Here is a 25,153-nt window from a genome sequence, read left to right on the forward strand (position 1 = left end):
CGGGCTTGCGCCGGGCGGTTTCTTTGTCGGTACCAGGGACAGGCTGAATTACTTCAGCTTGATTTCCTTGTACGTGACGTGCTTGCGAGCCTTGGGATCAAACTTCATGATCGCCATCTTCTCGGGCATTGTCTTCTTGTTCTTGGTCGTGGTGTAGAAGTGGCCGGTTCCTGCAGTGGATTCCAGCTTGATCTTTTCGCGTCCGCCTTTAGCAGCCATGGTGTTTCTCCTTGAGGGATTTAGGCTTGGCCACGGGCACGCAGGTCTGCGAGCACGGAGTCGATACCGTTCTTGTCGATCAGGCGCAGAGCAGCGCTGGAAACGCGCAGGCGCACCCAACGGTTTTCGCTCTCAACCCAGAAACGGCGGTATTGCAGGTTGGGCAGGAAACGACGCTTGGTCTTGTTGTTGGCGTGGGAAACGTTGTTTCCCACCATGGGCTTCTTGCCCGTTACTTCACATACGCGTGCCATGAGGACACTCCGATAGTTGTACAGCCGCCGACGCTGATGCCCTGCATTTGCTGCAGGGCCTGCCGGCAACCTCACCTCGCCATAAAGGGTGGCGGTAACCCCATCGCTGAAAGTGTCCTGGCCATGCAAGCAAGGCGCGCTTCAAATTCAGCAAAGCCACGGATTATAGCGTCTTCATGAGAAAAGCCCCTGGGCCAGCCAATCACGGCGGCAGCCAGGGGCTTTTGCCGCCCTGCACGAGGGCAGGGCGGGCGGGATGGCATCCCGCTTATTCCTGCTCGAGGAAGCGCTGGGCGTCCAGCGCGGCCATGCAGCCCGTGCCGGCGCTGGTGATGGCCTGGCGGTAGACATGGTCCTGCACGTCGCCGGCCGCGAACACGCCGGGCACGCTGGTCTGGGTGGCGAAGCCCTTGAGGCCGCCCTGGGTGATGATGTAGCCGGTCTCGTCCATCTCCAGGTGGCCCTTGAAGATCTCGGTGTTGGGCGCGTGGCCGATGGCGATGAAGCAGCCCTGCAGCTGGATGTCCTCGGCATGGCCATCCTGGGTGCTCTTGATGCGGATGCCGGTCACGCCGGACTGGTCGCCCAGCACCTCGTCGAGCACGAAGTGGGTCTTGAGTTCGATCTTGCCGGCACGGACCTTGTCCATGAGCTTGTCCACGAGGATGGGCTCGGCCTTGAACTTGTCGCGGCGGTGCACCAGGGTGACCTTGCTGGCGATGTTGGACAGGTACAGGGCTTCCTCGACGGCGGTGTTGCCGCCGCCGACCACGCACACGGGCTGCTCGCGGTAGAAGAAACCGTCGCAGGTGGCGCAGCCCGAGACGCCGCGGCCCATGAAGGCCTCTTCGGAGGGCAGGCCCAGGTACTTGGCCGAGGCGCCCGTGGCGATGATCAGGCTGTCGCAGGTATAGGTGCCGGAGTCGCCGGTCAGCGTGAAGGGGCGCTTGGAGAAATCGACGCTGTGGATGTGGTCGAACACCACCTGGGTCTTGAAGCGCTCTGCGTGCTCCAGGAAGCGCTGCATCAGTTCGGGGCCCTGTACGCCGTTCACGTCCGCAGGCCAGTTGTCCACTTCCGTCGTCGTCATCAGCTGGCCACCCTGGGCCATGCCGGTCACCAGCAGCGGGTTGAGGTTGGCGCGCGCGGCGTAGATGGCGGCCGTGTAGCCGGCAGGGCCGGAGCCGAGGATCAGGACTTTGGCGTGTTGCGTAGAAGACATGGATGCAGTTCTTGAAAAAGGCGCACGCCGGCAGTCGGCGTGCAGAAAAAAGATACATCGGGCACAGCCATGGAGTATCGCTCCGCAGCCGGGTTCCCGTTGCCATGCGGATCAATGGCCCGGATTGTCAAAAATGATCGACATGGCGCCGTCATGCAGAGGCGTCATGTTCTGTTGCAAGTGCTTGCATTACGCTAGCAGGCCGTCCTGGCTGTTTTTGCGGCCAGCCCGAGGGGGCTGGGGTAAGCTCCCGCCTGCGTATGACCTACTCATTGAACGCTCTGAACGCTTCCACATCCGCCAAGGGCAAATCCAAGTCTGCGGCGCGCCCCGGCATGGTGGCGCGCTTCGGCCATGAAATGCTGCTGTTGGCGGGGCTGCTGGCCCTGGTGTTCTGGCTTGCCTCCATGCTCAGCTACTCGCCCCAGGATCCAGCGTGGTCCACCTCCGGGGCGGGACACGCGCGCCTGGTCGCCAACTGGATGGGCCGCGTCGGAGCCTGGCTGGCCGACGCCTGCTATTTCGGCTTCGGCATGTCGGTCTGGTGGCTGGTGCTGGCCTCGGTGCAGACCTGGATGTCTTCCTTCGCCCGCTGGCTGCGGGGCGGCGTGCCCCGCGATGGCGTGCAACTGCCGCCGCTGTGGCGCCGGCGCCTGCGTTTCTGGGGTGGCCTGCTGCTGCTGCTGGGCGCAAGCTGCGCGCTGGAATGGACGCGGCTGTACCGCTTCGAGAGCGTGCTGCCAGGCCCTGCCGGCGGCGTCTTTGGCTACATGCTGGGCTACCACAGCCTGCAATGGCTGGGCTTCATGGGTTCGGGCCTGATCGGCATCTGCGTGGCCGTGATCGGCTTGGCCATGGTGTTCCGCTTTTCCTGGGGGCATCTGGCCGAATCCATGGGCGCACGCCTGGATGGATGGGTGCATTTCCTCTTCGCGCGCCGCGAGAAGGCCCGGGACGAGGCCGCAGGCCGCCGTGCCGCGCGCGAGCGCGAAGAGGTGTTGCAGGAAGAGCGCACGGAAAGCGCCGTGCAGCACCCGCAGCCCGTGCAGATCATCGAGCCTGTGTTGCAGGAGGCGGCGGCCCCCAGCGTGCGCGTGGTCAAGGAGCGCCAGAAGCCGCTGTTCTCCGAATTGCCCGACAGCAAGCTGCCCCAGGTGGACCTGCTCGATGCGGCGCAGCAGCGCCAGGAAAGCGTCTCGCCCGAGACGCTGGAGATGACCAGCCGGCTGATCGAAAAGCGCCTCAAGGACTTTGGCGTGGAAGTGCATGTGGTGGCCGCCATGCCCGGCCCCGTGATCACGCGCTACGAGATCGAACCGGCCACGGGTGTCAAGGGCTCGCAGATCGTGAACCTGGCCAAGGATCTGGCGCGCTCGCTGTCCCTGGTGTCCATCCGCGTGATCGAGACGATCCCCGGCAAGAACTTCATGGCGCTGGAGCTGCCCAATGCCAAGCGCCAGTCCATCCGCCTGTCCGAGGTGCTGGGCTCGCAGGTCTACCACGATGCCAAGAGCATGCTGACCATGGGCCTGGGCAAGGACATCGTGGGCAACCCGGTGGTGGCCGATCTGGCCAAGATGCCGCACGTGCTGGTCGCCGGCACCACGGGTTCGGGCAAGTCGGTGGGGATCAACGCCATGATCCTGTCGCTGCTGTACAAGGCCGAGGCCCGCGATGTGCGCCTGCTGATGATCGACCCCAAGATGCTGGAAATGTCGGTCTACGAAGGCATTCCTCACCTGCTGTGCCCCGTGGTCACCGACATGAAGCAGGCCGCCAATGGCCTGAACTGGTGCGTGGCCGAGATGGAGCGCCGCTACAAGCTCATGAGCAAGCTGGGCGTGCGCAATCTGGCGGGCTACAACACCAAGATCGACGAGGCCAAGGCGCGTGAGGAATCGATTCCCAACCCCTTCAGCCTCACGCCCGAGGAGCCCGAGCCGCTGCAGCGCCTGCCGCACATCGTCATCGTCATCGACGAGCTGGCCGACCTGATGATGGTGGTCGGCAAGAAGATCGAGGAGCTGATCGCGCGCCTGGCCCAGAAGGCCCGCGCGGCCGGCATCCACCTGATCCTGGCCACCCAGCGCCCCAGCGTGGACGTGATCACCGGCCTGATCAAGGCCAACATTCCCACGCGCATCGCCTTCCAGGTCAGCAGCAAGATCGACAGCCGCACCGTGCTCGACCAGATGGGTGCCGAGTCCCTGCTGGGCATGGGCGACATGCTCTACATGGCCAGCGGCACGGGCCTGCCCGTGCGCGTGCACGGCGCCTTTGTGTCCGACGAGGAAGTGCACCGCGTCGTGGGCTACCTCAAGGAGCAGGGCGAGGCCGACTATATCGAGGGTGTGCTCGAAGGCGGCACGGCCGAGGGCGACAGCGAGTTCGGCGCGGAGTCCGGCGACGGCGGCAACGGCGAGAAGGACCCCATGTACGACCAGGCCGTGGAAGTGGTGCTCAAGGACCGCAAGGCCAGCATCTCGTATGTGCAGCGCAAGCTCAGGATTGGTTACAACCGCTCGGCCCGCCTGCTGGAAGATATGGAAAAGGCGGGCCTGGTCAGCGGTCTCACGGCCAGCGGGCAGCGCGAAGTGCTGGTGCCGGCGCGCGCCGGGGAATGAGCCCGCATTTCGCAATCATGGAGAAAGAATGAAACGTCTGTTGACTGCAGTTGTGATCGCGGCAAGCGCGACGGCCTCGTGGGCCGATGGCCTCAAGAGCCTGGAAGCCTTCATGAAGAATTCCCAGGCCGGCCGCGCCGAATTCACCCAGGCCGTCACGGCCCCGTCCAAGGATGGCCAGCCGCCGCGCACCAAGAACTCCAGCGGCCAATTCGAATTCCAGCGTCCCGGCAAGTTCAGGTTCGTCTACACCAAGCCGTTCGAGCAGACCATCGTGGCCGACGGCAAGACGCTGTGGCTCTATGACGCCGACCTCAACCAGGTCACGCAGCGCGCGCAGGCCCAGGCCCTGGGCAGCACGCCTGCCGCCATCCTGGCGTCGGCCAGCGATCTCAAGGCGTTGAGCGCCGACTTCGATCTGCAGTCCGCGCCCGAGCAGGATGGCCTGCAATGGGTCCAGGCCAGCCCCAAGGACAGGAACGGCCAGCTCAAGAGCGTGCGCGTGGGCTTTGCAGCCGATGGGCAGCTTTCGGCGCTGGACATCCTCGACAGCTTTGGCCAGCGTTCGCTGATCCGCTTCAGCAAGCTGCAGACCCAGGCATCCCTGCCGGCCTCGACCTTCGAGTTCAAGGTGCCTGCGGGCGCCGACGTGCTCAAGCAGTAAGCCACCGCTGCACAGGGCGGCCCTTCAAGAACCTCACACGCTGCGGTGCGCAGTTTGTGAGGTTTTGTAATGGTTTTGCCTAATATCGCCGGGACAATAGCGGCCTGCGGCCAGCGACTGTTTCGACGTCCCTTCGAGGACATGCTGGCCGGCTCTCGCATGTCTTTATGAACCTCAGTCGCAAGTTGCCGCTCGCCATTGCCATGGCGCTGCTATTCACCCTGGCCGCCGGATTCTTCGGCCTCTGGTCGGCCCATCAATCCCTTGGCGTCTTTCACGGCGACGTACAGCGCCACATGGCCGCAGAGCGCCTTGCCGCAGAAGTGGAAGGCCACTTCAAGACCCAGGTCCAGGAATGGAAGAACGTGCTGCTGCGCGGCTCGGACAACGCGCTGCGCGAGCGGCACTGGAAGGGCTTTCTGTCCGATGAGCGCGCCGTGCAGGACAAGACCACCGCCTTGCTGGCCCTGGTGGAAGACGCCGCCCTGCGCGAGATGGCCCAGCGCTTTGTGGCACAGCACCGCAAGATGGCCGAGGGCTATCGCGTGGGCCTGGACAAGTTCGAGGCCACGGGCTTCGACCCCTCCGTGGGCGACATGGCCGTGCGCGGCGTGGACCGCGAGCCGGCCGAGCTGCTGTCCCAACTCAAGGCAGGCATCGCTGCCCAGAGCAAGTCCGTGGCCGACGATGCGTACAGCAGCGGCAGGCGCGCCACGGAATTGAGCCTGGCGCTGATGCTGGTGGCGGCCGTGGCCGGCGTGGCCATTGGCTGGCTCATCACCCGCGCCGTGGTGGCACCGCTGCGCAGCGCGGTCCGGCTGGCCGAGAACGTGGCCCGTGGCCATCTGACCAATGCCATAGCGAGCGGCGGCCGCGACGAGCTGGGCCAGCTGCTGCGGGCGCTGGGCGCCATGCAGGAACAGCTGCGCAGCATCGTCGTGGAAGTGCGCGGCAATGCGGAGCAGGTGGCATCCGCCAGCTCGCAGATCGCAGCGGGCAACAGCGACCTGGCCCAGCGCACCGAGCAGCAGGCGTCGGCCCTGCAGATGACGGCATCCTCCATGGACCAGCTCGACTCCACCGTGCGTGGCAATGCCGATCACGCAGAGAAGGCCAACCTGCTGGCTTCCTCCGCCAGCGACATTGCCACGCGCGGCGGCGATGCCATCTCGGCCGTCGTGGGCACCATGCGCAGCATCCAGGATGCGTCCGAACGCGTGGTCAGCATCATCGAGGTGATCGACGGCATTGCCTTCCAGACCAACATTCTTGCGCTCAACGCGGCCGTGGAGGCCGCACGGGCCGGCGAGCAGGGCCGGGGCTTTGCGGTGGTGGCCGCCGAGGTGCGCACGCTGGCCCAGCGCAGCTCGGGTGCGGCGCGGGAGATCCGCGACCTGATCCAGGCCAACGCCCAGCGCGTGGCCCTGGGCGCCCAGGAGGTGGACAGTGCGGGCGCGACCATGGCCTCGGTGCAGGAGGCGATTGCCAAGGTCTCGCGCATGATCGGCGCCATCAGCCATTCCAGCGGCGAACAGAGCGCGGGCGTGAGCCATGTCAACAGCGCCATCGTCCGCATCGAGGAAGGCACCCAGCAGAACGCCGCGCTGGTGGAGCAGACCAGTTCGGCCGCCGAGAGCCTGCGCAAGCAGGCCCATCAGCTGGTCGAACTCATGTCAAGGTTCAGGACGGCTTGAACGCGGCGGCGGGCGCAGGGCGCAGCCGGTCGTGGAGGGCGGCCAGCACCAGGGTCGCGGCCACGGGCAGGGCCCAGCCCATGCCGTTGCCCGGCAGGCTGTTCAGGAACGCGGGCAGCCAGTCCTGCCAGCCGGCAGCCCTGGCTGCATCGATGAGACCAAACAACAGGGCCACGGCCAGCACCGGTGCGAACACCCGCTGCGCATTGCGCCACAGGCCAGACAGCAGGCTCAGCACCACCAGGGCGATGGCCAGCGGGTAGATGCCCACGAGCACGGGTCCGGATACGGCGATCAATTGGGCCAGGCCCTGGTTGGACACCAGAATGCAGGCCAGGCCGATGGCCACCACCACTGCACGGTAGGGCAGGCGCAGCATTTGGCTGAAGTAGGCGCCGCAGGCACTGACCAGGCCCACGGCCGTGGTCAGGCAGGCCAGGGAGATCACCACGGCCAGCAGCAGGCTGCCGATGGGGCCGAAGGTGTGATCCACATAGCGCGTGAGGATGAGCACGCCGGTCTGTGCCTGCGGGGCGATGGACTGGCTGGTGGCGCCCAGATGGATCAGCGACAGATACACCATGCCCAGTCCGACGGCGGCGATCACGCCCGCGACGATGGCGTAGCGCGTCTGCAGGCCGGTATCGGAGATGCCGCGGTCACGGATGGCGTTGACGATGACGATGCCGAAGGCCAGCGCCCCCAGCGCGTCCATGGTCTGGTAGCCCTCCAGGAAACCTTCAGTCAGCGGCGACACCAGGTAGTCGCCACTGGCCCTGGTGGCCTCCCCGGCCGGCAGCAGCACGGCGGCGGCGCCCAGCACCACCAGCGCCAGGATCAACACGGGCGTGATCAGCTTGCCGATGTTGTCGATCAGCTTGCCCGGGAACAGGGACAGGCCCATGACCAGGGCGAAGTACACGGCAGAGTAGATGAACAGGGCTGTGCTGCTGTGGCCCATGAAGGGCGCAAAGCCCATCTCGAACGACACCGTCGCCGTGCGCGGCGTGGCGAACAGCGGCCCCAGGATGAGATAGATCAGCAGGCCCAGCACCATTCCGGCCTTGCGGCCCACGGGCGAGGTCAGTGCGTCCATGCCGCCGCCCACGCGCGCCAGTGCGACCACCGTGAGCAGGGGCAGGCCCACGCCCGTCAGCAGGAAGCCCGTGGCCGCAGCGGCCGCGTGCTCGCCGGCGCCCTGGCCGACCATGGGCGGAAAGATGATGTTGCCCGCGCCGAGGAACAGCGCAAAGGTCATGAAGCCTAGGGCGATCAGGTCCCTGGTCTTGAGTGTTTGCATGGATGCAGAAATGAAAAGGCACCGCATTGCCGCATGGCAGGCGGTTCCGTAAACGGAGGGAGGCGCGGGTTGGAAGGCTGCGATGACGCAGGCCCGAAGGTCGCGCGTGGATCGCGCGGCCGGCTCCGCAAAGGGCAGCATTTTAGGGCTGCGGCCCGAAGCAGGTGTGAAATGTCAGTGATTGCTCTTGATGGGGTGCATGCAAACAATCCATGTCGTTTCAGTGACATGCCTGGAGGCGATGGCCATATTCCCGTCTGAAGATCAGGAGTTTCAGTCCACGGCCGACATCAGGCATCAAGGCCTGGCGCACCTGCGCCAGCCATGGCGTGGACAATGGCGCCATGGTTCTGCAACTGCATCTGTTCCCCTTGGCGAAGAATCCGCAACACGGGCTACCGCACCTCGCGTGCGGGGAGCGGCCTTCGAGAGAGCTGCCCCATGGCTGATCTGTTCACCCAGGAGCCCTCCGCACCACTGGCCGAAGCCCTGCGGCCCAAGACCCTGGACGAGGTCGTGGGCCAGTCCCACCTGCTGGGCGAAGGCAAGCCGCTGCGCCTGGCCTTCCAGTCGGGCAAGCCGCATTCCATGATCTTCTGGGGGCCACCCGGCGTGGGCAAGACCACGCTGGCCCGGCTCACGGCCACTGCCTTCAAGTGCGAGTTCATTGCGCTGTCGGCGGTGTTCTCCGGGGTCAAGGACATCCGCGCGGCCATGGAGCAGGCCCAGCAGAACCTGGCCATGGGCAGGCACACCATCCTCTTCGTGGACGAGATCCACCGCTTCAACAAATCCCAGCAGGATGCGCTGCTGCCCTATGCGGAAAGCGGCCTGGTGACCTTCATCGGCGCCACCACGGAAAACCCGTCCTTCGAGGTGAACTCGGCCCTGCTGTCGCGCGCACAGGTCTATGTGCTGCAGTCCCTGACCGACGAAGAGCTCAGGCAGCTGCTGCAGCGCGCGCAGGAAAAGGCCCTTGGTGGCCTGCAGTTCGACGACTTGGCGCGGGACACCATCATCGGCTATGCCGATGGCGACGCCCGGCGGTTCCTGAACCTGCTGGAGCAATGCCAGACGGCGGCGGGCGCTGCAGGCGTCACCCGGATCGATGCCGAATTCGTGCAGAACGCGCTGACCTTGAACGCCAGGCGTTTCGACAAGGGGGGCGACAACTTCTACGACCAGATCTCGGCCCTGCACAAGTCCGTGCGCGGCTCCCATCCCGATGCGGCGCTCTACTGGCTCACCCGCATGCTCGACGGCGGCGCCGATGCGCGCTACCTGTCGCGGCGCATCGTGCGCATGGCCTGGGAAGACATAGGCCTGGCCGATCCGCGCGCCATGCAGATCGCCAACGATGCGGCCCTGACCTACGAGCGCCTGGGCAGCCCCGAAGGCGAGCTGGCCCTGGGCCAGGCCGTCATCTACCTGGCCATGGCCCCCAAGAGCAACGCCGGCTACAACGCCTACAACAAGGCCCGGGCCTTCGTGAAGCAGGACAGGAGCCGCGAGGTGCCCGTGCACCTGCGCAACGCGCCCACCAAGCTCATGAAGGAGCTGGGCTACGGCCATGAATACCGCTACGCGCACGACGAGCCCAACGCCTACGCGGCCGGCGAGACCTATCTGCCCGAGGGCATTGCGGAGCCGGGCTGGTACCAGCCCGTGCCACGGGGCCTGGAGATCAAGATCGGCGAGAAGCTGGCCGTGCTGCGCAAGTGGGATGAAGAGGCTGGCGGCGGCGCATAGCCGAATCCCGTGAGAGCAGGCCGGGGCTGGAGCCAGGGCTAGGCGCCCGGGCCGGGCTCCACCGTCACATCCCGCGCGTGCAAGGGAGCGTGGCAGTGCGAGCAGACGATCAGGGGATCGAACGTGTGGCCGCACACCGAATGCCGGTGCAGCAGGGGCCGGCCTTCCTCGCCGGACATGTGCACATCGCCCCAGTGCACGATGGCCATGACCACGGGATGCAGGTCCAGTCCCTTGGACGTGAGGCGGTACTCGTGCCGCACCGGCGCCTCCTGGTAGGCCACCTTCTTGAGCACGCCGGCCTCGACCAGCCTGGCCAGCCTGTCCGACAGCATAGGGCGTGAAATGCCCAGGCGCCCCAGGAATTCATCGAAGCGGCGCACTCCCAGAAAGCAGTCGCGCAGCACCAGCAGCGTCCAGCGGTCACCGATGACCGAGACCGTGCGTGCGATGGAGCAGCGCTCCTCTTCCAATTCGTTCCATTTCATTGGGCAGTTCCCCGCTTGACGGGTTCAGATTTTAAACCTACTGTGCATAAAGTTCAAAAAATGAACTGACTTCTTCATCCACGGAGATTCCATGACCGACAAGAAAGCCATCCTCGTCATCGGTGCCGGTGACGCCACGGGCGGGGCGATTGCCCGGCGCTTTGCGCGCGAAGGCTATACCGCCTGCGTCACCCGCCGCGATGCCGACAAACTCCAGCCGCTGGTCGAGCAGATCCGCGCCGCAGGGGGTGAAGCCCATGGCTTTGGCAGCGACGCGCGCAAGGAAGAGGAAATGGTGGCCCTGGTGCAGAAGATCGAGGCCGAGATCGCACCCATCGAGGTCGCCGTCTTCAACATCGGCGCCAATGTGCGCTTCGGCATCACCGAAACCACGGCGCGCGTCTACTTCAAGGTCTGGGAGATGGCCTGCTTCGCCGGCTTTCTGATGGGGCGGGAGGCGGCCAGGGTGATGCTGCCGCGCGGCCGGGGCACCATCATCTTCACGGGTGCCACGGCCAGCTTGCGCGGGCGCGAGGGCTTTGCCGCGTTTGCCGGTGCCAAGCACGGCCTGCGCGCCCTGGCGCAGAGCATGGCGCGCGAACTCTGGCCCAAGGGCATCCATGTGGCCCATCCCGTGATCGACGGCGCCATAGACACCGAATTCATCCGCAGCAATTTCCCCGAGCGCTATGCCCTCAAGGAGCAGGGCGGCATCCTCAATCCCGAGCACATTGCCGACCTCTACTGGCAACTGCACCAGCAGCCGCGCGACGCCTGGACGCACGAGACCGAGATCCGTCCCTGGATGGAGCCGTGGTGAGCCGCCTTGCCTTATCGCATCGTCACTTCCTCCCACTCCCGCAGGCCACGCCATGAACACCAAGGTGCAATTTCTCTTCGACTTCGGCAGCCCCAACGCCTATCTCTGCCACCAGGTCATTCCCCGGATCGAGGCGCGCAGCGGCATCCGCTTCGAATATGTGCCTGTCCTGCTGGGAGGCCTGTTCAAGCTGGCCAACAACCGCTCCCCGGCCGAGGCCAATGCCGACATTCCCAACAAGCGCGCCTATGAGGCGCTGGAGCTGCAGCGCTTCGTGCACAGGCACAGCCTCACGCGCTTCCGGATGAATCCGCACTTTCCCGTGAACACCCTGCAGATCATGCGTGGGGCCGTGGCCGCCCAGGACATGGGCTGCTTCGAGCGCTATGTCGATGCGGTGTTCTCCAGCATGTGGGAGAAGGGCTGCAAGATGGACGATGCGCAGGTCATCGGTGTCGAGCTTTCCGATGCAGGCCTGGATGCCCAGGCCTTGGTCGCCGCGAGCCAGACGCCCGAAGTCAAGGCCAGGCTCATGGCCAATACGCAGCAGGCCTTCGAGCGCGGCGCCTTCGGCTCGCCGACCTTCTTTGTCGGCACCGAGATGTATTTCGGCAAGGACCGCCTGCGCGATGTGGAGGAGGAGGCGCTGCGGGCCTGAAGCCAGCCTCAGGCCGACCGTCCGTCGTAGCGCGTGATGCGCAAGGCTTCGGCATCCACGCCTTCCAGGCAGCGCACGTTGACGGCCGCCATGTGCCGGCCCTTGGGATCGGTGGCTTCGCCGAAAGGGTGGATGCCGCAGGTCGGGCAGAAGCGGTGCTGGATCAGATGCCGGTGGAAGGTGTAGGAGCGCATCTGCTCCTCGGGCGTGCTCAGCTGCAGCTGTTCGCGGGGCACGAACCACATGAGGGCGCCCTTGCGCGCGCAGATGGAGCAGTTGCAGGCCATGACCTGGGTGAGTTCGCCTTCCACATCGAAAGCGATGCCGCCGCAGTGGCAGCTGCCGTGGTATTTCATCGGGGTTCTCCGTGGCCCCCGCTTGCTGGCGGCACTGCCGTTGATGGTAGGAGTTCATGCTGGCTGCGGCAAATTGCTGCAGTGCTACATAAGAGCGCGTGGCTTGTAAAGCCTCGGGAAACCCCGCTGCAACAAGGCGTTGCAGGCCACCGGGGGGTGCCTAGAATCGCCCATCCCCTGCGGCTTCCTGATCACAAGCCGGGATGCGGCAGGAGAGCTTCCACCACCATGGCATTGCTGGCTCCGTTCGTTTGGATGCGAGGCACGCTGAATGTCTCCATCCTGAGCAAAAGGGGAGAGCGCATATGGACATACTGCTTCAGCAGGTCATCAACGGATTGGTCCTGGGCAGCATGTATGCCCTGATCGCCCTGGGCTACACCATGGTGTACGGCATCATCCAGCTCATCAACTTCGCGCATGGCGAGGTGCTCATGGTCGGGGCGCTGACCAGCTGGAGCTGCATAGGCCTGATGCAGGAGGCCATGCCGGGCGCACCGGGCTGGCTGATCCTGCTGCTGGCGACGGTGATCGCCTGCGTGGTGGCCGCCGCACTGAATTTCGTGATCGAGAAAGTGGCCTACCGGCGCCTGCGCAGCAGCCCGCGCCTGGCGCCCCTGATCACGGCCATCGGCGTCTCGCTGCTGCTGCAGACGCTGGCCATGATCATCTGGAAGCCCAACTACAAGGCCTATCCCACGCTGCTGCCGAGCACGCCCTTCGAGATCGGCACGGCGGTGATCACGCCCACCCAGATCCTGGTGCTGGTGGTCACGGCGATTGCGCTGGCTGCGCTGACCTACCTGGTCAACTACACCAAGCTCGGGCGCGCCATGCGGGCCACGGCCGAGAATCCGCGCGTGGCGGCCTTGATGGGTGTCAAGCCTGACATGGTGATCTCTGCCACCTTCATCATCGGCGCCGTGCTGGCGGCCATCGCGGGCATCATGTACGCATCCAACTACGGCACGGCCCACCACACCATGGGCTTTCTGCCGGGGCTCAAGGCCTTCACGGCGGCCGTGTTCGGCGGCATCGGCAACCTGGCGGGCGCCGTGGTCGGCGCCATGCTGCTGGGGCTGATCGAGTCCATTGGCTCGGGCTACATCGGTGATCTCACGGGCGGCGTGCTGGGCAGCCACTACACCGACATCTTCGCCTTCATCGTGCTCATCATCATCCTGACGCTGCGCCCCTCGGGCCTGCTGGGTGAGCGAGTGGCCGACCGCGCCTGAGGAGAGACGCATGAACAGCAAGAAGACCGTGCAATGGATTCTGGGCGGACTGGCGCTGCTGGTGCTGCCGCTGGTGCTGCAGTATTTCGGCAATGCCTGGGTGCGCATCGCCGACCTGGCGCTGCTCTATGTGCTGCTGGCATTGGGCCTGAACGTGGTGGTGGGCTACGCGGGCCTGCTGGACCTGGGCTATGTGGCGTTCTACGCCGTGGGCGCCTACATGTTCGCGCTGATGGCCTCGCCGCATCTGGCGGAGACCTTCGAGGGCTTTGCCGCCATGTTCCCGGACGGGCTGCATACCTCCATCTGGCTGGTGATACCGCTGGCGGCGCTGCTGGCGGCCATCACGGGGATTTTGCTGGGCATTCCGGTGCTCAAGCTGCGCGGGGACTACTTGGCCATCGTCACGCTGGGCTTCGGCGAGATCATCCGCATCTTCATGAACAACCTGGACCAGCCGGTCAACATCACCAATGGCCCCAAAGGCATAGGCCAGATCGACTCGGTCAAGATCCTGGGACTGGACCTGGCCAAGCGCCAGGAGATCTTCGGCTACGACATCAGCTCGGTCACGCTGTACTACTACCTGTTCCTCTTCCTGGTGCTGGTCAGCATCGTGATCTGCTGGCGCCTGCAGGACTCGCGCATAGGCCGCGCCTGGATGGCCATCCGCGAGGATGAGATCGCCGCCAAGGCCATGGGCATCAACACGCGCAACATGAAGCTGCTGGCTTTCGGCATGGGCGCCTCTTTTGGCGGTGTCTCGGGCGCCATGTTCGCGGCCTTCCAGGGCTTCGTCTCGCCCGAGTCGTTCAGCCTCATGGAGTCCATCATGATCGTGGCCATGGTGGTGCTCGGCGGCCTGGGCCATCTGCCCGGCGTGATCCTGGGCGCGGTGCTGCTGTCGGCGTTGCCCGAGGTGCTGCGCTATGTGGCCGGTCCCCTGCAGCAGATGACCGATGGGCGGCTCGATGCCTCCATCCTGCGCCAGCTGCTGATCGCGCTGGCCATGATCGTCATCATGCTGATGCGTCCGCGCGGCCTGTGGCCGTCGCCCGAGCATGGCAAGAACCTGCCGCACCAGTCCTGAGCATGGAGAAACCGCAGATGGCGAATACGGCAGACAACAGCTCCAGCGCTCCGGTGCTCAGGGTTTCGGGCATTTCCAAACGCTTCGGCGGGCTGCAGGCGCTGTCCGATGTGGGTATGACCATTGGCCGGGGCCAGGTCTACGGACTGATCGGACCCAATGGCGCGGGCAAGACCACCTTCTTCAACGTGATCACGGGCCTGTACACGCCCGACAGCGGCAGTTTCGAGCTGGCCGGCAAGGCCTACGAGCCCACGGCCGTGCACAAGGTGGCCAAGGCCGGCATTGCGCGCACCTTCCAGAACATCCGGCTGTTTGCCGAGATGACGGCGCTGGAGAACGTGATGGTCGGGCGCCATGTGCGCACGCACTCGGGCCTGATCGGCGCGGTGCTGCGCACGCGCGGCTTCAAGGCCGAGGAGGCCGCCATCCGCGCGCGCGCCCGTGAATTGCTGGACTACGTGGGCATCTCCAAGTACGCGGACTTCAAGGCCCGCACGCTGAGCTACGGCGACCAGCGGCGCCTGGAGATCGCGCGGGCCCTGGCCACCGACCCGCAGCTGATCGCGCTGGACGAGCCTGCCGCCGGCATGAATGCCACCGAGAAAGTGCAGCTGCGCGAGCTGATCGACCGCATCCGCCGCGACCAGCGCACCATCTTGCTGATCGAGCACGACGTGAAGCTGGTCATGGGCCTGTGCGACCGCGTCACCGTGCTCGACTATGGCAAGCCCATTGCCGAAGGCACGCCGGCCGAGGTGCAGAAGAACGACAAGGTGATCGAAGCCTATCTGGGCACGGGAGGACACTGAACCATGGGCGAGCAAGAGCAAGACAAGGGCGCGTCCCCTCCGGTGCTGCTGAAGGTCGAGGGCCTGAAGGTGGCCTATGGCGGCATTCAGGCCGTCAAGGGCGTGGACTTCGAGGTGCGCCAGGGCGAGCTGGTCTCGCTGATCGGCTCCAACGGTGCCGGCAAGACCACCACCATGAAGGCCGTCACGCGCAGCCTGCAGATGGCGGACGGCGATGTGCACTACCTGGGCCGCAGCATCCGGGGCGTGGGCGCCTGGGATCTGGTGGCCCAGGGCCTGGTCATGGTGCCCGAAGGGCGCGGCGTGTTCGCGCGCATGACCATCACCGAGAACCTGCTCATGGGCGCCTACACGCGCAACGACAAGGCCGGCATTGCCGCCGACATCGAGCGCATGTTCGGCATCTTCCCGCGGCTGAAGGAGCGCCGCGACCAGCTGGCCGGCACCATGTCGGGTGGCGAGCAGCAGATGCTAGCCATGGCGCGCGCGCTGATGAGCCAGCCCAAGGTGCTGCTGCTGGACGAGCCCTCCATGGGCCTGTCGCCCATCATGGTGGACAAGATCTTCGAGGTGGTGAGCGACGTGCACGGCCTGGGCGTGACCCTTGTGCTGGTCGAGCAAAATGCCAGCCGTGCGCTGGCGCTGGCCGATCGCGGCTATGTGATGGAGTCCGGCCTGATCACCATGACGGGGCCCGGCCAGACCCTGCTCAGCGACCCGCGCGTGCGGGCTGCCTATCTGGGCGAGTGAGCGCCACGGCTGCCGTGAGCGCGGGGATGGATGGAATGCCCCGTGCCACTGACGGGATATGGCAAAAATATGACGATTTGATGAAGATTCATCAAGCGTCGATCGATGCGAGACTTTGCGTATTTGTGCGATGGAATGGGTTATTCGAGGAAATTCGCGCAAAAAGGCAATTTTTGGAAAGAAATCGAAAATCCGCCCTGCCCAGTGCCGGACGCGATAATTTGGGTTTCCCCGCGTCGGGCTGCACATCACATGAACTGGCTCCAACACATCCCCGTCGGGCTGCAGACCGTGGTCCTGCTGGCCATGAGCAATGTCTTCATGACCTTCGCCTGGTATGGCCACCTGAAGAACCACGCCTCGTCGCCCTGGTACGTGGCAGCCCTTGTCAGCTGGGGCATCGCGCTGTTCGAGTACCTGCTGCAGGTGCCCGCCAACCGCATAGGCCACACGCAGTTCAGCGTGGCGCAGCTCAAGATCATCCAGGAGGTGATCACGCTGGCGGTGTTCGCGCCCTTTGCCGTGCTTTACCTGAACCAGCCGCTCAAATGGGACTTCCTCTGGGCCGGGCTGTGCATGGTGGGCGCGGTGTACTTTATTTTTCGCAGCGGCTGACAGGGCGGCGCGCCGGCGCGCAAAAACGCGCCTGGGACTCAAGAGTACACTTCGCCCCGTTCAAGCCGGGAAGCCATGCCAAGCATCCGCAATGTGACGCAGTGAGTCGCCTGGTTCCCCCTGTTTCCCGGTAAGGAGCATTCATGCTTTTTGGCAAGTTATTGCCGCGCGAAGGCAATTTTTTCGAGATGTTCAACCAGCATGCCGATCGCATCGTCGAAGCCGCGCATGCCTTCTCGCAGCTTGTCGCCAACTACAACGATCCTCATCTTCGCGAGAAGTACAACGAGGACGTGAACAACGCCGAGCGTGCCGCAGACCGCGTGACGCACGACGTCACCAAGGCGCTGCACAAGACCTTCATCACGCCGCTGGACCGCGAGCACATCCACTCGCTGATCAACACCATGGACGACGTGGCCGACCTGATCCAGGACTCGGCCGAGACCATGGCGCTGTACGACGTGCGCCACATGACGGAAGAGATCACGCGCCTGACGGACCTGTGCGTGCGCTGCTGCGAGCGGCTGCGCGATGCGGTCAAGCTGCTGTCGCGCATCTCCGATCCCTCGGTGGTGGACGCGGCGATGAAGACCTGCGAGGAAATCGACCGTCTCGAATCGGACGCCGACCGCGTGATGCGCTCGGCCATGAGCAAGCTGTTCCGCGAAGAGCCCGATGTGCGCGAAGTCATCAAGCTCAAGGCCATCTACGAGCTGCTGGAGACGGTGACCGACCGCTGCGAGGACGTGGCCAACCTGATCGAGGGCATCGTCCTCGAAAATTCCTGAGCCCTCGCGGAGTCGTTTCTCTATGGAATCCGTACAAGCGGCCCTGTGGGTCGTGATCCTGCTGGTGGTGCTGGCCCTGCTGTTCGACTTCATGAACGGCTTCCACGATGCTGCCAACTCGATCGCCACCGTGGTCTCCACGGGCGTGCTCAAGCCCACGCAGGCCGTGGCCTTCGCGGCCTTCTTCAACGTGGTGGCGGTCTTTGTCTTTCACCTGAGCGTGGCAGCCACCGTGGGCAAGGGGATCGTGCAGCCCGGCATCGTCGACACGCATGTGGTCTTCGGTGCCCTGGTCGGTGCCATTGCCTGGAACGTGATCACCTGGCACTACGGCATCCCCAGCAGTTCCTCGCATGCGCTGATCGGCGGCATCGTGGGCGCGGTGATGGCCAAGGCCGGCGCAAGCGCGCTGATTGCCAGCGGCATCGGGAAGACCGTGGCCTTCATCTTCGTCTCGCCGCTGCTGGGCTACCTGCTGGGCTCGCTGATGATGGTGCTGGTGGCCTGGGTCTGCCGGCGCGCCGCGCCCAACAGGGTGGACCGCTGGTTCCGCAGGCTGCAGTTGGTCTCCGCCGGTGCCTATAGCCTGGGCCACGGCGGCAATGACGCGCAAAAGACCATCGGCATCATCTGGCTGCTGCTGATCGCCACCGGCTATGCCAATGCCGGCGACGCCGAGCCGCCGCTGTGGACCATCGTCAGCTGCTACCTGGCCATCGGCCTGGGAACCATGTTCGGCGGCTGGCGCATCGTCAAGACCATGGGCCAGAAGATCACCAAGCTCAAGCCCGTGGGCGGCTTCTGCGCCGAAAGCGGTGGTGCACTGACGCTGTTCTTTGCAACCTTCCTGGGCGTGCCGGTCTCGACCACGCACACCATCACCGGCGCCATCGTCGGCGTGGGCTCCACCCAGCGCGCCAGCGCCGTGCGCTGGGGCGTGGCAGGCAACATCGTCTGGGCCTGGGTGCTGACGATCCCTGCCAGCGCCTTCGTGGCATCGATTGCCTACTGGATCAGCCTGCAGCTGTATTGAGCCGGGGCTGCTGCCGCCAAAAAGAAAGACCGCCCAGGGCGGTCTTTCTTTTTTCGGGGGAGGCGTTGGCTGCGCCTCACTGCGAAATCTTGCGCGCCTCCTCCACCTGGTGCTCGAAGTAGTGCTGGAAGCTGTAGGCAATGCTGGCCATGAGCACGGCGGCACCCAGCATCAGCGACAGCGCAATGGCAAAGATGGTTGACCAGCCCGTGCGTCCGGCCTGCGCCTGCACGTCAATGCCGGGGTTGTGGCGCCGGTTCCAGGCTTCGGTGTCGGTCAGCCCGTAGAGGATGGCGCGCAGCGCACAGCCGGCGATGGTGAAGCCCAGCAGCGGAATCAGCAGCCAGCTGAGCTGGTCGTCCTGTCCCAGTTGCTGCACGCGTTCGATGCCGTACACGCCCAGCGCCGTGGGCACGGGCAGCAGCCAGCCCAGCCAGTCGCCGAAGCCATGCAGATAGAAGCGGTGCAGCCCCAGCGGCCCGCCGACGAAGGCCAGCCAGGTCGTCAGGGTCTTGCTTTTGGGGCGCGGAGCCCCCTGCTGTGCTTGAGCGGGCTGAGGCAAAGGCGTGCTGGGTCGGTTCATGCACCCATTATTCGGGCGAACTGCGGTTGCCGTCTCCCAGGGTCTTCTCCATGAGAACGATGTCCAGCCAGCGGCCGAACTTCCATCCCATGGAGCTCAGCGTGCCCGCCGGAGTGAAGCCCGCGGCGCGGTGCACGCCGATGGAGCCGGCATTGGCCGAGTCACCGATCACCGCCAGCAGCTTGCGCACGCCGGCCGCCTCGCATTCGCGCGACAGCGCATCGAGCAGCAGTCGGCCCACGCCCTGGCCGCGCGCCGCGTCATGCACGTAGATGGAATCCTCGGCGGAGAAGCGATAGGCCGGGCGCGGCTTGAACCAGTTGGCATAGGCGAAGCCCAGCACCTGGCCCTGTTCGTCCACGGCGACCAGATAGGGCAGGCCCTTGGCCAGCACGTCCGCGCGGCGCGTTGCCATGTCCGATTCGGCAGGGGGATCGGTCTCGAACGTGCCCGTGCCGTGCAGCACGTGGTGGCGGTAAATGGCGGTGATGGCGGCGAGATCGCCGTCCAGGCTTGAGCGAATGGTAGGCATGGAAAGAGAAGTTGGATATAATCGCTGGTTTTACGGCGTGTCGCTGGCCGGGTGGCCATGTCGCGTGTCTCAAACGCCGCAAAACATGTGCAGCCATTCATTGTCTAGTTAATTGTGTGGTGGCTGCGCCCACCCGAAGGAAAATCATGGTCGTCATTCGACTCTCTCGCGGCGGTTCCAAGGCCCGTCCTTTCTACAACATCGTTGCCGCCGACAAGCGCGTGCGCCGCGATGGTTCGTTCATCGAACGCCTGGGCTTCTACAACCCCAACGCCCGTGGCGGCGAAGAGGGTCTGCGCGTTGCTCTGGACCGCGTGAACTACTGGAAGGGCGTTGGCGCGCAGGCTTCCGAGACCGCAGAGCGCCTGATCAAGCAGGCCACCCAGAAGACTGCTGCCTAATTCAGCATCCCTTCTGAAATCGGGTTCCGTTGGCTTGTCTGACGGAGCCCGTTTTTGTTTTCCCCTCCGGATCGCCTTGCACGGATCTGCAACGATCTGCATTGACTGTCCATCTACTGCCTACCGACTGCCATGAGCCACATGCCTGAACTCGAAGCCAGCGTCCTGCCCGCCGATGCCGTGGAGGTCGGGCGTATCGCCGATGCCTGGGGCATCAAGGGCTGGTTCAAGGTGGCCGCCTTCAGTGCCGACCCCGAGGCCCTGTTCACCGCAAAGCAGTGGTATCTGCAGCCCCCCGAGAAGGGTGCGCGGCAGTTCACCGGTACGGTGCTGCTGCCGGTCAAGCAGGCGCGCGTCCACTCCGATTCCGTCGTCGCCACCTCGCCTGTCGTGAACGACCGCAATACCGCCGAGGCCCTGCGTGGCGCGCGCATCTTCGTGGCGCGCAGCGATTTCCCGCAGCCCGAGGATGGCGAGTATTACTGGGTCGATCTGCTGGGCCTGTCCGTGGTCAACCGCGAGGGCGTGGCCCTGGGCGTCGTCCGCGACCTGCTGTCCACCGGTCCGCAGACCGTGCTGGTGCTGGCCTATGAAGAGGATGGCAAGGAGCGCGAGCGCATGATTCCCTTTGTCGATGCCTATGTGGACAAGGTGGATCTGCCGGGCAAGACCATCGTTGCCGACTGGCAGCCCGACTATTGATCGCCGACCTCCATGCGCTTCGACATCATCACGCTGTTCCCCGAGCTGTTCACGCCGTTTCTTGAAAGCGGCGTCACGCGCCGTGCCTATGCCTCGGGCCAGGTTGGCGTGCACCTGTGGAATCCGCGCGACCATGCCCAGGGCAACTACCGGCGCGTGGACGATCGCCCCTTTGGCGGCGGTCCGGGCATGGTGATGATGGCCGAGCCGCTGCAGCGCTGCCTGGAGGCGGCCCGGCAGGCGCGCCGCGAGGCCGGCGAGCCCGAGCCGGCTCCCGTGGTGCTGTTCTCGCCGATCGGCACCACGCTGCGCCATGCCGTGGTGGCCGACTGGGCGCAGGGGCAGGGCGCAATCTTGCTGTGCGGCCGCTACGAGGGCCTGGACCAGCGCTTCATCGATACCCATGTCACCCACCAGTTGAGCCTGGGCGACTTCGTGCTTTCTGGCGGCGAGATCGCTGCCATGGCCCTGCTGGATGCCGTCGCGCGGCTGCAGCCCGGCGTGCTCAATGACGAAGGCAGTTTCCAGCAGGACAGCTTCAATCCGGCGCTAGACGGCCTGCTCGATTGCCCGCACTACACCCGCCCCGAAGTCTGGGAAGGGCGGGAAGTGCCGGCGCCACTGTTGTCCGGCCACCACGCGCAGATCGAGCGCTGGCGCCGCGACCAGCGCCTGTCCATCACGGCCAGGCACCGGCCCGAGCTGATAGAGCAGGCGCGCGCCCAGGGCCTGCTCAACGCCAAGGACGAGGGGTTTTTGGCAAAAAACGTCTCCGGGCTATAATCCGCGATTCTTCGATCCTCTATCCGGCCGCTGCTACGAACAAAGCAGCCATGGCGCCAATCCCGGCGCTTGCCAATCCTGGCGCGGACAAGATCGATTGGATGTTGACCATGAATCTGATCCAGATCCTCGAGCAAGAGGAAATCGCCCGTCTGAACAAGACCATCCCCCAGTTCGCCCCCGGTGACACCGTCATCGTGAGCGTGAATGTGGTCGAAGGCAGCCGCAAGCGCGTGCAGGCTTACGAAGGCGTGGTGATCGCCAAGCGCAACCGTGGCCTGAACAGCGGCTTCACCGTGCGCAAGATCTCCAGCGGTGAAGGCGTGGAGCGTACGTTCCAGACCTACTCGCCCCTGATCGCCGGCATCGAAGTCAAGCGTCGCGGTGATGTGCGTCGTGCCAAGCTGTACTACCTGCGCGAGCGCAGCGGCAAGTCGGCCCGCATCAAGGAAAAGCTGCCGTCGCGTGTCAAGGTTTCTGCCGAAGCCTAAGCACCTGCGTCACAGCTGGAAAGCCGCTACAGTCGCCTGTAGCGGCTTTTTTGTTGTCCGGCCGTTGCCCATCACAAGCCTTCATTCGTGTCCTCTCTGCCCGATACCGCCATTCCCGTGCCGACCGGCGGGCCAGTGCCCGCAGCCGTGCCGTCGATCGCCGACCCGCGCATGGCGCAACTGATTGGCAAGGACAGCCACCTGCCTGCCGTGCCCCCCGAAGCCCGCACGCCCGAGGCCCTGCGCCAGCGCTTTGCGCTGCCGCCCCAGTGGGCTCCCGAGGTGGTGCGCGAGAAGCGCTTCAGCGATCGCCAGCCCACCGATGCCGCCGTGCTCGTGCCCATCGTGATGCGCCCCGAACCCACGGTGCTGCTGACCGAACGCACGGCCCATCTGTCCACCCATTCGGGCCAGGTGGCCTTTCCGGGTGGCAAGCGCGATCCTGAGGATGTGTCTGCCCAGGCCACGGCCCTGCGCGAGGCGCAGGAGGAAGTCGGGCTTGCTGCCGGCGATGTGGAAGTGTTGGGCACCCTGCCCATCTACACCACGGGCACGGCCTTTCTGATCACGCCGGTGGTGGCCCTGGTCGATCCCCGGGCGCGCCTGCATCCCAATCCCTACGAGGTGGCGGACGTGTTCGAGGTGCCGCTGTCCTTTTTGCTCGATCCTGCCAACCATGAGCGCCACGCCATGGTCTGGAACGGCGTGCCGCGCGAATGGTTTGCCATGCCCTACCAGGATGGAGACCGCCAGCGCTACATCTGGGGCGCCACGGCCGGCATGCTGCGCAATCTTTACCGATTCCTGTCGGCCTGATGCCCGGATGGGGTGCCGTGCCACCCCGGGGTCACGGGCCTGCCCGCATGCGCCAGTATGATGGCCGGATGAGTTTCTTTGCCATTCTGATCGCCTTGCTGATCGAGCAGGCGCGCCCCCTGACGCCGGCCAACCTGGTGCACACAGGCTACAGGGCCTGGACGGTTTCGGTGCGCCGCAACTTCGATGCCGGCCAGGCGCACCACGGCTGGCTGGCCTGGACCGTGGCGGTGGCGCTGCCCTGCGTGCTGGTGACAGGCATCTATCTGCTGCTGCTGTGGGGCGTGGGCTGGCCGCTGGCCATGGTCTGGAATGTGGCCGTGCTCTACGTCACGCTGGGCTTTCGCCAGTTCAGCCACCACTTCACGCGCATCCGCGATGCGCTGGATGCAGGTGACGAGTACGCGGCGCGCGAAGCCCTCGCCCACTGGCAGCAGGTGGACGCCAGCGAAGTGCCCCGCAGCGAGGTGGTGCGCCATGTGATCGAGTACTCGGTGCTGGCGGCGCATCGCCATGTGTTTGGCGTGCTGTTCTGGTTCTCTGCACTGGCGGCGCTGGGCCTGGGTCCGCTGGGTGCCGTGTTCTACCGCATGACCGAGCACCTGTCGCGCTCCTGGTCGCGCAAGGGCCTGCTGGGTGGCAGCCAGGTCAGTGTCCAGTTGCAGCACGCCTCACGGTTGGCCTGGACCGTGATCGACTGGCTGCCCGCACGGCTGACGGCTCTTTCCTTTGCCGTGGTCGGCAGTTTCGAGGAGGCCATCGAGGGCTGGCGCTTCCATGCCCAGCGCTTTCCCAACGACAACGACGGCGTGATCCTGGCCGCCACCTCGGGCGCCATCAACGTGCGCCTGGGCGGCGAGGCACTCAAGCGCCGCGAGGGCATCTCGGTGACCCGGGACGACGGCGAGGAGATCGATCTCGACGTGGACAGCGAAGCCACGCCGGGCCGTGAGCCCGAGATCGGCCACCTGCGCAGCGTGGTCGGCCTGGTCTGGCGCTCGGTCGTGGTCTGGCTGCTGCTGCTGGCGCTGCTGTCGCTGGCGCGCCTGTTGGGCTGAGTGCGGAGCCTGCGGGCGAGTCCTGGATGACGCCCCTTTGGAGGCGTCGTTTCCTCCCTCCCGGAGCGGCCCCGTGGCGTTTGGGGGAGGCTCAATACTTCGTGGCCTGACTCAACTCATCAAACAGCTCGGCATAGATGCAGTACCGGTTGGCACTGATGTCATGGTCGGCGTCCATGCCGTGTTCCTCATCCTCCACGCGCGGCATGACCGCGCATCCGGGCTCGTGCAGGTGGGTGCAGTTGTAGAACTTGCATTCCTGCGCATGGGCGCCGATGTCGGGCATGCAGCGGGGCAGGTCGGTGGGTTCGATGTGGCGCAGTCCGAACTCCTGGAAGCCCGGCGAGTCGATCAGGGCTGTCGTGCGCTCCTCGTCCATCCAGTACCAGCTGGTCGTGGTGGTCGTGTGCTTGCCGGAGTTCAGTGCCTGCGAGATCTCGTTGGTGGCCGCGCGTGCGCCGGGCACCAGCAGGTTGATCAGGGTGCTCTTTCCCGAGCCGGAAGGGCCCAGCACCAGCGTGGCCTTGCCCTTGAGGTGCTTCATCAGCAGCTGCCGATCGGCCTCGCCCTCATTGGCCAGCGACAGCGACAGTACCTCGTAGTGCGGCTTTTCCTGGCCCAGGTACATCTCGCGATAAGGCTCCAGGCGCTCCCAGGCGTCGGCAAAGGGCTCGGCCAGGTCACGCTTGTTGAGGGCAATCAGGGGCTTGATGTGGGTGGCTTCGGCAGTGATCAGGGCGCGGGCCAGCTGGCTTTCGGAGAAGACCGGCTCGGCGGCGATCAGGATCAGCACCTGGTCGATGTTGGCTGCAAAGGACTTGGTGCGTATCTCGTCCTGCCGGTAGAACAGGTTGCGCCGCTCCAGCACCTTTTCTATGGTGCCTTCCTCCCCCTGGCCTGGGGGCGGGAGTTGCCAGCGCACGCGGTCGCCCACCACGGTCTGGCTCTTCTTGCCGCGCGGGTGGCAGATGTGGCGCGAGCCGTCTTCGGTCTCGACCACGCAATGGCGGCCATGGCTGGAGACGACCAGGCCTTCGTGCAGTGCGGAGCGCTCAGCCATGGGTCAGCGGGGTGCGATTCATGGGCGCGCCAGCAACGCATCGATGCGGCGTGCGCACTCGATGTCGGTGGACGAGATGCCGTTCACGTCATGCGTGTTCAGGCGTACACCGCAGCGGCCGTAGCTCACGGTCAGGTCGGGATGGTGGTCCTGCTGGTGGGCGATCAGGGCCAGCGCATTCACGAAGGCCATGGTCTCGTAGTAGTTGGCGAAGGCGTAGCTCTTGGCGATGGCATCGCCATCGAGCTGCCAGCCCGGCAGGGCGGCCAGTGCGGTGTGCAGTTCGTCGGAAGTCAGCGCGCGGCGCTGCTGGTTGGACCAGTCCTGTTGTTGCAAGCGTTGTGTGCTCATGG

General features: G+C 65.3%; 29 protein-coding genes. 19 read left to right on the forward strand and 10 right to left on the reverse strand.

Annotated elements, in window-relative coordinates; translation table 11 throughout:
- Positions 1 to 48: 48 nt before the first annotated feature.
- The 3 genes from rpmG to trxB all read right to left on the reverse strand — a co-directional run bounded on the left by rpmG (position 49) and on the right by trxB (position 1,695).
- Positions 49 to 219 carry a 50S ribosomal protein L33 gene (gene rpmG, locus HFGMBDPB_RS03560; protein ID WP_012207164.1) on the reverse strand — a complete coding sequence of 57 codons (171 nt, stop codon included), beginning with the start codon at positions 217 to 219 and terminating at the stop codon, positions 49 to 51.
- Positions 220 to 239: 20 nt separating this feature from the next.
- Positions 240 to 473 carry a 50S ribosomal protein L28 gene (gene rpmB, locus HFGMBDPB_RS03565; protein WP_012207163.1) on the reverse strand — a complete coding sequence of 78 codons (234 nt, stop codon included), beginning with the start codon at positions 471 to 473 and terminating at the stop codon, positions 240 to 242.
- Positions 474 to 741: 268 nt separating this feature from the next.
- The gene (gene trxB, locus HFGMBDPB_RS03570) at positions 742 to 1,695 is read right to left on the reverse strand and encodes a thioredoxin-disulfide reductase (protein ID WP_016445763.1); all 954 of its coding nucleotides are present in this window, start codon (positions 1,693 to 1,695) and stop codon (positions 742 to 744) included.
- Between the two features lie 260 nt (positions 1,696 to 1,955).
- On the opposite strand from trxB, the gene HFGMBDPB_RS03575 reads away from it, so the two are divergent.
- The 3 genes from HFGMBDPB_RS03575 to HFGMBDPB_RS03585 all read left to right on the forward strand — a co-directional run bounded on the left by HFGMBDPB_RS03575 (position 1,956) and on the right by HFGMBDPB_RS03585 (position 6,677).
- Positions 1,956 to 4,319 (forward strand): DNA translocase FtsK, encoded by a 2,364-nt coding sequence (locus tag HFGMBDPB_RS03575; protein WP_016445764.1) that lies wholly within the window; start codon positions 1,956 to 1,958, stop codon positions 4,317 to 4,319.
- A gap of 28 nt (positions 4,320 to 4,347) precedes the next feature.
- Positions 4,348 to 4,983, forward strand: a complete 636-nt coding sequence (gene lolA, locus HFGMBDPB_RS03580; protein ID WP_047217411.1) for an outer membrane lipoprotein periplasmic chaperone LolA — start codon at positions 4,348 to 4,350, stop codon at positions 4,981 to 4,983.
- A gap of 167 nt (positions 4,984 to 5,150) precedes the next feature.
- Complete coding sequence (locus tag HFGMBDPB_RS03585) at positions 5,151 to 6,677, forward strand: methyl-accepting chemotaxis protein (RefSeq protein WP_016445766.1); 1,527 nt, start codon at positions 5,151 to 5,153, stop codon at positions 6,675 to 6,677.
- Here HFGMBDPB_RS03585 and brnQ read toward each other — a convergent pair.
- Positions 6,664 to 7,977 carry a branched-chain amino acid transport system II carrier protein gene (brnQ, locus tag HFGMBDPB_RS03590; RefSeq protein ID WP_016451105.1) on the reverse strand — a complete coding sequence of 438 codons (1,314 nt, stop codon included), beginning with the start codon at positions 7,975 to 7,977 and terminating at the stop codon, positions 6,664 to 6,666. The two genes, HFGMBDPB_RS03585 and brnQ, sit on opposite strands and share 14 nt — an antisense overlap.
- Positions 7,978 to 8,418: 441 nt before the next feature.
- On the opposite strand from brnQ, the gene HFGMBDPB_RS03595 reads away from it, so the two are divergent.
- A complete protein-coding gene (locus HFGMBDPB_RS03595) occupies positions 8,419 to 9,726 on the forward strand; it encodes a replication-associated recombination protein A (protein WP_017405196.1) in 1,308 nt (435 codons plus the stop codon).
- 38 nt (positions 9,727 to 9,764) lie between these two features.
- On the opposite strand, the gene HFGMBDPB_RS03600 is transcribed toward HFGMBDPB_RS03595, so the two are convergent.
- Complete coding sequence (locus HFGMBDPB_RS03600; protein ID WP_016445769.1) at positions 9,765 to 10,214, reverse strand: winged helix-turn-helix transcriptional regulator; 450 nt, start codon at positions 10,212 to 10,214, stop codon at positions 9,765 to 9,767.
- Between the two features lie 91 nt (positions 10,215 to 10,305).
- Here HFGMBDPB_RS03600 and HFGMBDPB_RS03605 point away from each other — a divergent pair, with 91 nt between their 5' ends.
- Together HFGMBDPB_RS03605 and HFGMBDPB_RS03610 are read left to right on the forward strand one after the other, a co-directional pair.
- Entirely contained in the window at positions 10,306 to 11,034 is a 729-nt protein-coding gene (locus HFGMBDPB_RS03605; protein ID WP_016451107.1) for an SDR family oxidoreductase, read from the forward strand.
- Between the two features lie 52 nt (positions 11,035 to 11,086).
- A complete protein-coding gene (locus HFGMBDPB_RS03610) occupies positions 11,087 to 11,692 on the forward strand; it encodes a 2-hydroxychromene-2-carboxylate isomerase (protein WP_016451108.1) in 606 nt (201 codons plus the stop codon).
- Positions 11,693 to 11,700: 8 nt separating this feature from the next.
- On the opposite strand, the gene HFGMBDPB_RS03615 is transcribed toward HFGMBDPB_RS03610, so the two are convergent.
- Entirely contained in the window at positions 11,701 to 12,048 is a 348-nt protein-coding gene (locus HFGMBDPB_RS03615; RefSeq protein ID WP_016445772.1) for a GFA family protein, read from the reverse strand.
- Between the two features lie 305 nt (positions 12,049 to 12,353).
- On the opposite strand from HFGMBDPB_RS03615, the gene HFGMBDPB_RS03620 reads away from it, so the two are divergent.
- From HFGMBDPB_RS03620 to HFGMBDPB_RS03650, 7 genes are all read left to right on the forward strand, one after another.
- Positions 12,354 to 13,283 (forward strand): branched-chain amino acid ABC transporter permease, encoded by a 930-nt coding sequence (locus HFGMBDPB_RS03620; RefSeq protein WP_016445773.1) that lies wholly within the window; start codon positions 12,354 to 12,356, stop codon positions 13,281 to 13,283.
- 10 nt (positions 13,284 to 13,293) lie between these two features.
- The gene (locus HFGMBDPB_RS03625) at positions 13,294 to 14,373 is read left to right on the forward strand and encodes an ABC transporter permease subunit (RefSeq protein WP_016445774.1); all 1,080 of its coding nucleotides are present in this window, start codon (positions 13,294 to 13,296) and stop codon (positions 14,371 to 14,373) included.
- A 17-nt stretch (positions 14,374 to 14,390) separates the two neighbouring features.
- Positions 14,391 to 15,185: an ABC transporter ATP-binding protein gene (locus HFGMBDPB_RS03630; RefSeq protein ID WP_016445775.1), complete on the forward strand. Its 795-nt coding sequence runs from the start codon at positions 14,391 to 14,393 to the stop codon at positions 15,183 to 15,185.
- Positions 15,186 to 15,188: 3 nt separating this feature from the next.
- Positions 15,189 to 15,935, forward strand: coding sequence for an ABC transporter ATP-binding protein (locus HFGMBDPB_RS03635; protein WP_047326590.1), 747 nt, complete (start codon positions 15,189 to 15,191; stop codon positions 15,933 to 15,935).
- Positions 15,936 to 16,187: 252 nt separating this feature from the next.
- Positions 16,188 to 16,550, forward strand: coding sequence for a DMT family protein (locus HFGMBDPB_RS03640; protein ID WP_016445777.1), 363 nt, complete (start codon positions 16,188 to 16,190; stop codon positions 16,548 to 16,550).
- A gap of 143 nt (positions 16,551 to 16,693) precedes the next feature.
- Positions 16,694 to 17,341, forward strand: coding sequence for a DUF47 domain-containing protein (locus tag HFGMBDPB_RS03645; RefSeq protein ID WP_016445778.1), 648 nt, complete (start codon positions 16,694 to 16,696; stop codon positions 17,339 to 17,341).
- A 22-nt stretch (positions 17,342 to 17,363) separates the two neighbouring features.
- A complete protein-coding gene (locus HFGMBDPB_RS03650) occupies positions 17,364 to 18,374 on the forward strand; it encodes an inorganic phosphate transporter (RefSeq protein ID WP_212644950.1) in 1,011 nt (336 codons plus the stop codon).
- Positions 18,375 to 18,450: 76 nt separating this feature from the next.
- Here HFGMBDPB_RS03650 and HFGMBDPB_RS03655 read toward each other — a convergent pair whose 3' ends face one another.
- Entirely contained in the window at positions 18,451 to 18,957 is a 507-nt protein-coding gene (locus tag HFGMBDPB_RS03655) for an NINE protein (RefSeq protein WP_212644951.1), read from the reverse strand.
- A gap of 7 nt (positions 18,958 to 18,964) precedes the next feature.
- Entirely contained in the window at positions 18,965 to 19,489 is a 525-nt protein-coding gene (locus tag HFGMBDPB_RS03660) for a GNAT family N-acetyltransferase (RefSeq protein ID WP_034364110.1), read from the reverse strand.
- A gap of 146 nt (positions 19,490 to 19,635) precedes the next feature.
- On the opposite strand from HFGMBDPB_RS03660, the gene rpsP reads away from it, so the two are divergent.
- The 6 genes from rpsP to HFGMBDPB_RS03690 all read left to right on the forward strand — a co-directional run bounded on the left by rpsP (position 19,636) and on the right by HFGMBDPB_RS03690 (position 23,740).
- The gene (gene rpsP, locus HFGMBDPB_RS03665; protein ID WP_012207143.1) at positions 19,636 to 19,890 is read left to right on the forward strand and encodes a 30S ribosomal protein S16; all 255 of its coding nucleotides are present in this window, start codon (positions 19,636 to 19,638) and stop codon (positions 19,888 to 19,890) included.
- Between the two features lie 132 nt (positions 19,891 to 20,022).
- The gene (gene rimM / locus HFGMBDPB_RS03670) at positions 20,023 to 20,592 is read left to right on the forward strand and encodes a ribosome maturation factor RimM (RefSeq protein WP_013800928.1); all 570 of its coding nucleotides are present in this window, start codon (positions 20,023 to 20,025) and stop codon (positions 20,590 to 20,592) included.
- A gap of 12 nt (positions 20,593 to 20,604) precedes the next feature.
- The gene (gene trmD / locus HFGMBDPB_RS03675) at positions 20,605 to 21,375 is read left to right on the forward strand and encodes a tRNA (guanosine(37)-N1)-methyltransferase TrmD (protein ID WP_034364112.1); all 771 of its coding nucleotides are present in this window, start codon (positions 20,605 to 20,607) and stop codon (positions 21,373 to 21,375) included.
- Between the two features lie 110 nt (positions 21,376 to 21,485).
- The gene (gene rplS / locus HFGMBDPB_RS03680; protein WP_013800930.1) at positions 21,486 to 21,866 is read left to right on the forward strand and encodes a 50S ribosomal protein L19; all 381 of its coding nucleotides are present in this window, start codon (positions 21,486 to 21,488) and stop codon (positions 21,864 to 21,866) included.
- A gap of 87 nt (positions 21,867 to 21,953) precedes the next feature.
- On the forward strand, positions 21,954 to 22,682 hold the full coding sequence (locus HFGMBDPB_RS03685; RefSeq protein ID WP_034364114.1) for a CoA pyrophosphatase: 729 nt from the start codon (positions 21,954 to 21,956) through the stop codon (positions 22,680 to 22,682).
- 68 nt (positions 22,683 to 22,750) lie between these two features.
- Complete coding sequence (locus HFGMBDPB_RS03690; RefSeq protein WP_026062341.1) at positions 22,751 to 23,740, forward strand: CobD/CbiB family protein; 990 nt, start codon at positions 22,751 to 22,753, stop codon at positions 23,738 to 23,740.
- Positions 23,741 to 23,831: 91 nt separating this feature from the next.
- On the opposite strand, the gene rsgA is transcribed toward HFGMBDPB_RS03690, so the two are convergent.
- The gene (gene rsgA / locus HFGMBDPB_RS03695) at positions 23,832 to 24,800 is read right to left on the reverse strand and encodes a ribosome small subunit-dependent GTPase A (RefSeq protein ID WP_016445787.1); all 969 of its coding nucleotides are present in this window, start codon (positions 24,798 to 24,800) and stop codon (positions 23,832 to 23,834) included.
- 18 nt (positions 24,801 to 24,818) lie between these two features.
- Entirely contained in the window at positions 24,819 to 25,151 is a 333-nt protein-coding gene (locus tag HFGMBDPB_RS03700) for a 4a-hydroxytetrahydrobiopterin dehydratase (RefSeq protein ID WP_016445788.1), read from the reverse strand.
- Positions 25,152 to 25,153: the final 2 nt, after the last annotated feature.

It is taken from the genome of Delftia sp. PE138, from assembly GCF_018320755.1.
Classification (GTDB): Bacteria; Pseudomonadota; Gammaproteobacteria; order Burkholderiales; family Burkholderiaceae_C; genus Comamonas; species Comamonas tsuruhatensis.

Coding starts and splice junctions, on each gene's coding strand:
- HFGMBDPB_RS03655 (WP_212644951.1), bottom strand. CDS start 18,957: ATGAACCGACCCAGCACGCCTTTGCCTCAGCCCGCTCAAGCACAGCAG.
- HFGMBDPB_RS03595 (WP_017405196.1), top strand. CDS start 8,419: ATGGCTGATCTGTTCACCCAGGAGCCCTCCGCACCACTGGCCGAAGCC.
- HFGMBDPB_RS03640 (WP_016445777.1), top strand. CDS start 16,188: ATGAACTGGCTCCAACACATCCCCGTCGGGCTGCAGACCGTGGTCCTG.
- HFGMBDPB_RS03585 (WP_016445766.1), top strand. CDS start 5,151: ATGAACCTCAGTCGCAAGTTGCCGCTCGCCATTGCCATGGCGCTGCTA.
- HFGMBDPB_RS03660 (WP_034364110.1), bottom strand. CDS start 19,489: ATGCCTACCATTCGCTCAAGCCTGGACGGCGATCTCGCCGCCATCACC.
- trmD (WP_034364112.1), top strand. CDS start 20,605: ATGCGCTTCGACATCATCACGCTGTTCCCCGAGCTGTTCACGCCGTTT.
- rpmG (WP_012207164.1), bottom strand. CDS start 219: ATGGCTGCTAAAGGCGGACGCGAAAAGATCAAGCTGGAATCCACTGCA.
- HFGMBDPB_RS03630 (WP_016445775.1), top strand. CDS start 14,391: ATGGCGAATACGGCAGACAACAGCTCCAGCGCTCCGGTGCTCAGGGTT.
- trxB (WP_016445763.1), bottom strand. CDS start 1,695: ATGTCTTCTACGCAACACGCCAAAGTCCTGATCCTCGGCTCCGGCCCT.
- HFGMBDPB_RS03620 (WP_016445773.1), top strand. CDS start 12,354: ATGGACATACTGCTTCAGCAGGTCATCAACGGATTGGTCCTGGGCAGC.
- HFGMBDPB_RS03600 (WP_016445769.1), bottom strand. CDS start 10,214: ATGAAATGGAACGAATTGGAAGAGGAGCGCTGCTCCATCGCACGCACG.
- HFGMBDPB_RS03635 (WP_047326590.1), top strand. CDS start 15,189: ATGGGCGAGCAAGAGCAAGACAAGGGCGCGTCCCCTCCGGTGCTGCTG.
- rimM (WP_013800928.1), top strand. CDS start 20,023: ATGAGCCACATGCCTGAACTCGAAGCCAGCGTCCTGCCCGCCGATGCC.
- rpmB (WP_012207163.1), bottom strand. CDS start 473: ATGGCACGCGTATGTGAAGTAACGGGCAAGAAGCCCATGGTGGGAAAC.
- HFGMBDPB_RS03615 (WP_016445772.1), bottom strand. CDS start 12,048: ATGAAATACCACGGCAGCTGCCACTGCGGCGGCATCGCTTTCGATGTG.
- HFGMBDPB_RS03690 (WP_026062341.1), top strand. CDS start 22,751: ATGAGTTTCTTTGCCATTCTGATCGCCTTGCTGATCGAGCAGGCGCGC.
- brnQ (WP_016451105.1), bottom strand. CDS start 7,977: ATGCAAACACTCAAGACCAGGGACCTGATCGCCCTAGGCTTCATGACC.
- HFGMBDPB_RS03650 (WP_212644950.1), top strand. CDS start 17,364: ATGGAATCCGTACAAGCGGCCCTGTGGGTCGTGATCCTGCTGGTGGTG.
- rplS (WP_013800930.1), top strand. CDS start 21,486: ATGAATCTGATCCAGATCCTCGAGCAAGAGGAAATCGCCCGTCTGAAC.
- rsgA (WP_016445787.1), bottom strand. CDS start 24,800: ATGGCTGAGCGCTCCGCACTGCACGAAGGCCTGGTCGTCTCCAGCCAT.
- HFGMBDPB_RS03625 (WP_016445774.1), top strand. CDS start 13,294: ATGAACAGCAAGAAGACCGTGCAATGGATTCTGGGCGGACTGGCGCTG.
- HFGMBDPB_RS03610 (WP_016451108.1), top strand. CDS start 11,087: ATGAACACCAAGGTGCAATTTCTCTTCGACTTCGGCAGCCCCAACGCC.
- HFGMBDPB_RS03700 (WP_016445788.1), bottom strand. CDS start 25,151: ATGAGCACACAACGCTTGCAACAACAGGACTGGTCCAACCAGCAGCGC.
- HFGMBDPB_RS03645 (WP_016445778.1), top strand. CDS start 16,694: ATGCTTTTTGGCAAGTTATTGCCGCGCGAAGGCAATTTTTTCGAGATG.
- lolA (WP_047217411.1), top strand. CDS start 4,348: ATGAAACGTCTGTTGACTGCAGTTGTGATCGCGGCAAGCGCGACGGCC.
- HFGMBDPB_RS03605 (WP_016451107.1), top strand. CDS start 10,306: ATGACCGACAAGAAAGCCATCCTCGTCATCGGTGCCGGTGACGCCACG.
- rpsP (WP_012207143.1), top strand. CDS start 19,636: ATGGTCGTCATTCGACTCTCTCGCGGCGGTTCCAAGGCCCGTCCTTTC.
- HFGMBDPB_RS03575 (WP_016445764.1), top strand. CDS start 1,956: ATGACCTACTCATTGAACGCTCTGAACGCTTCCACATCCGCCAAGGGC.